This is a genomic window from Cellvibrio sp. BR, from assembly GCF_000263355.1.
Classification (GTDB): Bacteria; Pseudomonadota; Gammaproteobacteria; order Pseudomonadales; family Cellvibrionaceae; genus Cellvibrio.
In genome coordinates, this window is record NZ_JH668208.1 from 94,812 (window position 1) to 103,093 (window position 8,282).

General features: G+C 43.4%; 2 protein-coding genes. Both read right to left on the reverse strand.

Annotated features, from left to right (window positions below):
- Positions 1-6,849, reverse strand: a 6,849-nt coding sequence (locus O59_RS21895) for a filamentous hemagglutinin N-terminal domain-containing protein (protein ID WP_198284846.1), incomplete at its 3' end; no start/stop codon positions are given.
- A gap of 439 nt (positions 6,850-7,288) precedes the next feature.
- Positions 7,289-8,282, reverse strand: a 994-nt coding sequence (locus O59_RS20090) for a hypothetical protein (RefSeq protein ID WP_040393763.1), incomplete at its 5' end; no start/stop codon positions are given.

Sequence of the window (8,282 nt, forward strand, 5' to 3'; positions counted from 1 at the left end):
GACGCCATCCGATGTGCTGCCTGCACCATCGAAATCATAAACACGCCAGCTATTGGTACCCGCTGTTGCCGCTAACGTGAAATCAAATGCACTATTGGCGATAACGCGGGATACACTTGCTACATTGTTGATGCTGGTACCGTTTAAAGTCACGGTATGGTTAGCCGCGATGTTGCGGAAATCCACGATGTCATTACCATCATCACCGCTTGCCGTAATCACACTGCCATTCGTGTAAAAGACAAATTGATCATCACCATCACCACCGGCAATAGTGTTGACTAACGCCTTGATATTGAAAATATCTGCACCGTCACCGCCAGAAATAGTGCCGCTGAAGTTTGTATCGATATCAAAGCTATCTACACCCAAACCGCCTTGCAGATTTTTAAAATCGACAAATTGAATACCGGCCACTTCGCCGTCATTAACACCATCCGATGCATTGCCTGCACCATCGAAATCGTAAACACGCCAACTATTAGTACCCGATGTTGCCGCTAACGTGAAATCAAATGCACTATTGGCGATAACGCGGGATACACTTGCCACATTGTTGATGCTGGTACCGCTTAAAGTAACCGTGCGATTAGCCGCAATGTTGCGGAAGTCGACAATGTCATTGCCATCATTGCCGCTTGCCGTAGTGACGCTACCGGCGCTATAGAAAACAAAACTATCATCATCAGCACCACCGGTAATATTGGTTGCGGCAGCTTTGATATTGAAAATATCTGCACCGGAACCGCCAGAAATAGTACCGGTAAAATTGGTGTCTATATCAAAGGTATCGACACCTGAACCACCTTGCAGATTTTTGAAATCGATAAATTGAATACCGGCCAATTCGCCATCGTTCACACCATCAGATGCACTGCCTGCACCATCAAAATCGTAAATACGCCACGTGTTGGAACCCGCATTGGCGGCCAGCGTAAAGTCAAATGCATTGTTCGCAATAACGCGTGAAATACTGTCGACGTTATTGATGCGCGTTCCGTCCAATGTAACCGTATGGCTAGCATTGATATTGCGGAAATCCACGATGTCATTACCGTCATCGCCACTTGCCGTGGTGACACTGCCGGTATTGAAAAACACAAAACTGTCATTTCCGATCCCGCCGGAAATATTGGTCACCACTGCGTTGATATTGAAAATATCTGCACCATCACCGCCAGAAATGGTGCCGGTAAAATTAGAATCAATCGTAAAGGTATCTACCAATGCTCCGCCGGTCAGTGTGCTGAAATCAACGAATTGAATTCCCGCTACTACACCATCATTCGCTCCGTTAGCAACAGTTCCGGAACCATCAAAATCGTAAATGTGCCATGCGTTATCTGTTCCACCGGCCGTTAGCGTAAATCCTTTGTTCGAATCGGCTATCACTCGCTCGACATTGGCGACACCGTAAACCATCGAATTCGAGGCAACAACCGTAACGCCGGTTGATAATGCCCTTAAGTCCACTTGATCTAAGCCATCTCCCGCGTTGACAATTCCATCGGTGCCAATGCTTCCACCATCGAAAAACGCAAATGTGTCAACCCCATTGCCGCCTTGTAACTCGCCTGTATAGCCGTTGCGGATTTCGAAAGTATCGTCTCCACCCTCAGCGTTGATGACTCCGCCAAAATTCGTTATTAAATTAAAGGTGTCATTCGCATTGCTGCCTTGCAGGGTCTTGAAACCAACAAACTCAATGTTGCCGACCGTGCCATCAATCTCTCCACCGCTATTATCAATCGTCCAGGTCGCGCCGGATGATGCGGTTAGCACAAACGCTTTCAAGACATCAGCCTTAAACCGTTCAACGCCAGTAAATGAAAATTCTGTTGCCGCACCGATGGTGATTGTTCGTGCAGCAAGCTCTGAAAAATCAGCTGTGTCTGTCCCGCTCCCGGCACCACCTTCGGCAGATACGATGCTCGCGCCAGTTTCGAAAGCAAAGGTATCGTTATAAATTGAACCGACTAACTTACCAATATTGCTAAAAGAGATTAAAACATTTTGTGGATCGTTAGAGTCGGAAAGCGTGCTAGGGTCAGTCGCTTTGATGGACCAGTTTGCATGACCATTAATTGAAGTACTTATGCTATCTGAAGGGGAAGCACCGATGATGGTCGAGACTCCAGTAAAAGTAGTATTGCCAACTTTTCCCGAATCTTTCGCTGTTACTTCCCAGAAATTGGTTCCTGCAATAGCTTCAAGTGAAGTACCTGTATGGCTATTTGCTTTAATTTCACTGAAATTCGACAGAGTAGCCGATGAATCCGTTTGATATGCGCTACTAAGAACAATCGAGTAAGCTTCGGTGGCATCACTAAAATCGAAAATATTATTTCCATCTGAGCCATCAACCAAACCGGCAAATGTGATGTTATTTTCAACACTAAAATTATCGTCCCCCTCACCACCAATGTAGCTTGTAAATCCGGTGAATTTTACCAAATTTGTACCGTCGGTTACGGAGTTAGCGGTTGCATTAAAAGTCCATTGAATTACATCTAACTCGTTACTCAATGTCCTTAAAATTCCACCATTTATTGACTCCAATACTTCTGCGTTAGTAATACCAAAAAATGAAAAAACACCGCTGAAATCAATTTCAGCATCACTTAATACTTCAACAATATCTTCACTGCCACTGGCATTTATAACGCCGGTTGAAGCACGGATGCCGTTAAACCTAAAAGTATCGACATCATTATTACCCATTAGGTTTTCAATATTCGAAAAATCTATGGAGCTATTAAGTGACTCGGTAGCACCAAGCATCCAGTTATTAGCTCCCGCTGCTGCAGAGACAAGCGTATCGGTATCACCACCACCATTTAGTGTTGCAGTGACTGCATCGGTAGTTACTATATTAAAAGTATCTGCGCCTGTATCGCCATTTAACAATGCGTCGATTGTTGCTACGTTAATATTAAATACATCATCACCAGATCCGCCATTGACACTGGTTGAAATATTATCGGTGATATTAAAAGTATCTACTTGCTCACCACCATTGATATTTTCAAAGCCTATGAATGTTATTATTTTTGATGTGGATCCAGTTTTTTCAATAGTACCGGCATTTTCCGCCGTTAAATTCCACGTGTTATTTGCATTAACCGCTGTCAGCGTCTGCCCTAAACCTGCGGAGCCATTCACAGAAATATCTGATGATAAATAGGAATTAGATGTAGGAGTGAAATTAAGCTTTACAGAGCCCCCCGCCGAATCACTAGCTAAGGTTAAATCAACGGATTTTTGGCCGACCACTGTATTTTGTGCATTTAGATCGCCATTAACGGTGATGCTTCTCGCCGCATCACTGCCGTTTACAGTTAATGCTATTAAGCCGGCTGTATCTGCCGAGGTATCTATTGAATTTACGCTAATTGAATCGGACGCGGTTATCTTAACGTCGCCACCGGCAGTGGTTATGCCGCCTGAAATGAATGACTTTGAACCAGTGACGGTTAGGTTTCTTGGGGTAGTATTGTCATTTGAATTTATAGTGCCACTAAATAAAATATTCCCTGTACCAGCATTTAGCTCAACGTCAGATGCAAGCGTGACATTGCTATTCAAGGTTATATTTTTTGTGGTTCCATTCGCACTATTTAGATTTCCATTAAGAATGATGGAGTATGCATCACCAGAAGTTAATTCGATGTTGCCAATCGAAGCGTCTGCGCCAGCGACAAGCGTTACTGCATCCAGTGATAGGTTGTTAATATCACTTAATAACAAGTGGCTAACGTTATTGGTGAGAGAGATTTTTCCAACAAAATCATTTACATGAGTAGACAAATTAATACTTTTGTCAGCGCCAGTAAAAGTTAATTTGGTTTCTCCGCCTACATAGAGATCATTTACTTGCGTAACACCGCCACCAGAAGTTAACGTTAGGTTTCTATTAATCTGGGATTTACCAAAAGTAACGGCAGTTGTGTCTGTTGGTTGTGTGAGCGCGGTTATCCCTGTTAATTCAACATCGCGTGCACTGGTGAAGAGCAGGTTGCCATTAAAGATATTATTATTCGTTAATTTGATATCACCATTGGTACCAGCATTAAATGTAGCATCGCCTGCAATTTTTAAGACAGAACCGGGGGCCTGTGTGATAACAACATTGGGCTGTTGATCTGGATCTAGAACGATATCTGTAACCGCTAAAGATAGAATACCTGTGCAAACTGAAGGAGCAAGACATGAGCCATCCGTCGTAATATCGCCTAATGCAATATTCGTCCCAGCATTAATAGTAACATTTCCACCATTTGACCACTGTGCATTTCCATTAGGTTGTCCGTTGCCGTTTGTATTGGTTGTTATATCAACTAAACTGGCGTTTGCGCGTTCAGTATTAATCAATCTACCTGTCGAAGTGAATGTAGTGCTAGTCGCGGTGAAATTACCTCCCGCTGTATATATGTCAGCTTCGATTTTTATGTCACCGCCGCTAGTGTTATTTTTCCCTGCAGTCAAATCAATATTTAAAGCATCACGCGCATCACCATAATCTGCGTCTGAAATCAGACCTTTAATTTCTATATTACCGAAGGCATCTATTCTTAAAAATGTTTCTTCACCATCCAATAAATTTCCTGAGTAACCTTTTCCACCTGCATTTGTCCTTTTACCTGTATTATTAAAATCGATAGCGTCATTTAACGTAACATCAGCTTTGGAATCAATTGTTAATGAACCCACTCGAATTAATTCAGCTTTATCTGGATTTGTACCGCCAAAATTTGCATTTAAATAGTTATACCCAAAAGCGACCAAACCTAAAGTTACATTGTTCGTAGCGTTAATAACAATATCACCGCCACCTAAGTCACCAGTTGTATCAATGGTAGCGCCGGTTGATGTAAATGTTCCTAAGGTTGGAGAATCAATATCCGAGTTTAAAAAACCATCTGTATCTTCTGTATCTACCGCGGGTCGCACACCTGCATAAAAATAGCCACCGTTGGTGGCAATAGTTTTTCCACTTGCTACAGTGATGTCGCCGCCATCCAAATCATCTTTGTTAGCGATTAATTCGAGGTTAAGCGTTCCGGTGACATTGTCATTTTTGCGCTGAATATTTTCATTTAAAATAATATTGTTATGAGCTAGCAAGCGAAGTGTGGCATTGTCGCTGAAGTTAAAATTTAGACCTTTGTCAAGAGTAATATTACCCATGTCCGTATCGCTATTGTCTCCATCGCTTGCACTACCTCCGGTTTGAACGATAACCGTTGATCCGTTAGTTAAAGAATCCCTTAGAATATCAATTCTTAAGATTGCTGTGTTATTTGATGTAAATGTTTTACCACTGTTACTTGTGATTATTGAAGTTGAATCATCACTATCAATTACAATATCGTAAGGATCTATTAACCAAGTCCCACCAGTTCCCGCCGCTGCCGTAATATCCGGCGTATTTAAAATCTCAAACCCCTTCAACCCTGATGTTTCAATAAAACCACCATTACCACCTTCACTACCACCACGCGAATAGAGGTTGCCATAAATGCGTGCGGTGTCGCTTGCGAAGGTAATTAATTTACCGCCATTGCCATTAATTAACGCATCGGTTTTTACTGCGGTGTTTTCACCGAGATAAATAAAATCCGCATTACGAATTTTTTGATTATCGCCGGTTTTATCACCACCAATTAATACTTGCCCGCCACCATTAGCACCCGATGCATTTATTTCCGCGCTATCAAACAACCCGACTTTATTGCCGAGGATTTTGATGTCGCCGCCCTCACCCTGAGCAGCTGCTTGCGCAGAAACATTGCCGGTTTCAGTCACCAGCGTAGTGTCGGTGCTGTGGAGTTCAATTGCGCCCGCCGTACCTGAATTGGTATTTGCGGTGATGGTGCCGCTGCTGGTGATGTTATTGCCTACCACTACAACCTGACCCGCTGCACCGGTAGCAACGGACGTATCAATATCACCGGTATTGATCACATCAGCGCCCGCGCCCAAGGTGAAACTGCCGTCATCGTGTACCACAACACTGCTGGCTTTATTCATACCGGCGTTGTTGACGGCGTTGGAAAAAATATCCTCACTCACGCTGGCGCTCAGTAAAACCCGGCCACCTTCCGCGATGATGTCACCGTTGTTAATCACCGCTGCATCTACACCCAGTTCATTTTGCAGAACCGCTTCGGTTACCTTAACGCCAACCAAACCTGACTGGTCAAAAGTGAGCACCGCTTCATTACCAGCAGCTAAGTTCACTGCCCCCAGCTTGGCGGAAATCAAACCATCGTTCTGTACCTGTTGCCCCACCAGTGTTACAGAACCGCCAGTCGCGGCATTTATAATGCCGTAATTGATTACTTTGCCCTCTGTACCCTCAATGCTATTCAGCGTGAAATCACCATTAATAAAACTCTCCGGATCAATACTCATGCCACTGGCAATCATGCCGCCGACGTTAATGACAGAGTCTTTACCAAACACCACCCCATTGGCATTTACTAGCATTACTTGGCCGTTAGCATCGATCCGCCCCAGGATCTTACTGCCGTTATTGCTGAGTACACGGTTAAGTGCGATAGATGATGAACTGGGTTGAATAAACTCCACCCGTTCATTGGCAGCCACATCAAAACTGCGCCAGTCGATGGCCATGCGATCACTCGCTTGCTGGATCAATGTGTCTACACCGGTCTGCGTAATAGTCCCCTCGCCAGCAACCACTTCGCCACCCTCAGGTGCGGCGTGCAAATGCCCAGCAGCCATCCATTGGGACGCAACTAACATAGCGGCATACAGCTTGCGACGTGATAGGTGTGATTGCTGTTGGAGAGACGGGAGGGACTTGGGCAGAAGGGTGTTACTCATATGTCATTCCTAAACATTAGTTTTTCATCAACGCTGACGCAATGCACAAAAATGCGGGGCGGCATAAGTCAAAGCGATTCCAAGGGCGCGGATTTTACCTGCTAGCAATAAGCCTTGGCTGTAGGAAATTGACTATAGGTGGCGCTTTTTTAGACATTTTGTGACCCGGTTTTATTTTTATTTTTAATAAAAAAATGGCGTCGCACAATGAATCAGACGCCATTTTATGCACTAAATTAATATTGATTGAGAGAGGCGGTTGAATAAAGCCGCATGTTCAGAAAGCTCGTATCCCACCTGCTGGAAATAAGCCTTAGCTGTAGAAAATTGACAATACTTGATGATTTTTACAGCGAGCACTTTGCAGTGCTCGCTGAGGAAGTTTGACGTAAATCAGGGGAGCCATTGACGTTCCCCTTTTGGAATATCGCAAAATATTTTATTGAAAACTATTTTTCGACTTAGTGAGGATTACTTTCTCGCTTGTTTCAAGGTCAACCAGTATCAAGGCTTTACGCCTACTATCTAACAAAAAAATAAATCTTTTTATCTCATGAATATCTAGATCGGAAGATGTAACAAATTTCGTTGTAATTCCAGTATAGGATATATCCTTAAATAAACTACGGTCACCAGATGCGATATCGATAGATAAGATTTTGCTTGAAACGGACTCAAACACTAAGAAACGATTATTTACTGCATCTTTTACAATTCCTCTGAGGGCTGCTGTATTTCCGTCAGGCAAAATAGCACTAAATAACTCTCCGCTTCCTGTTGCGTTATCAGAATATAACTCATGTTTTCCGGTTATCGCGTTGACTCTAATGACTTGACGTAGTGTTACGTCTTCATGCTGACCACCTGATGTAATCCAATAATTGTCGCCATCTATTGCTATTCCACCAGATGAACCTTTTATCAGGGGTTGTTCACTAGCGTCGGAAATAACAGAAAATTCTTTCGAATCCAGCGAAAAACCAATTAGTCGCCCACCCCCTTCATTGTATTCATAAATTTGTTCTACTAATACCAATCGATTTCTACCATTGAATCTATCCAGAGAAAGACCGAGAAATAACTCGTTGTTGGGATTTAGGGTTATTGTGTATTGGTCAATAAAGGCTCCATCGAGTAAATTAAACTCTAGAATTTGTTCAGTTCTGCAAATGCCGTAAAGCCTAGAGTTTTGATGGTCTATGGTGAGCCCAGACAAGCGACTATTGCAAACACTTTCATGGTTGATAAACACAGTACGCTGCCCAGTAGCAATATCTACTGCCATCACTTTTCCCCTGTCAGCAACCAGTATGCGATTAAGCTCAGTGTCCAATGCACTGGAACGTGCGATTTCAAACTGACTCACCTCATCCGGAAATGCGCTGGCCACATCGGCCTGCCGAATAGTGACCTTATTAGCATCCTCGTTCGGA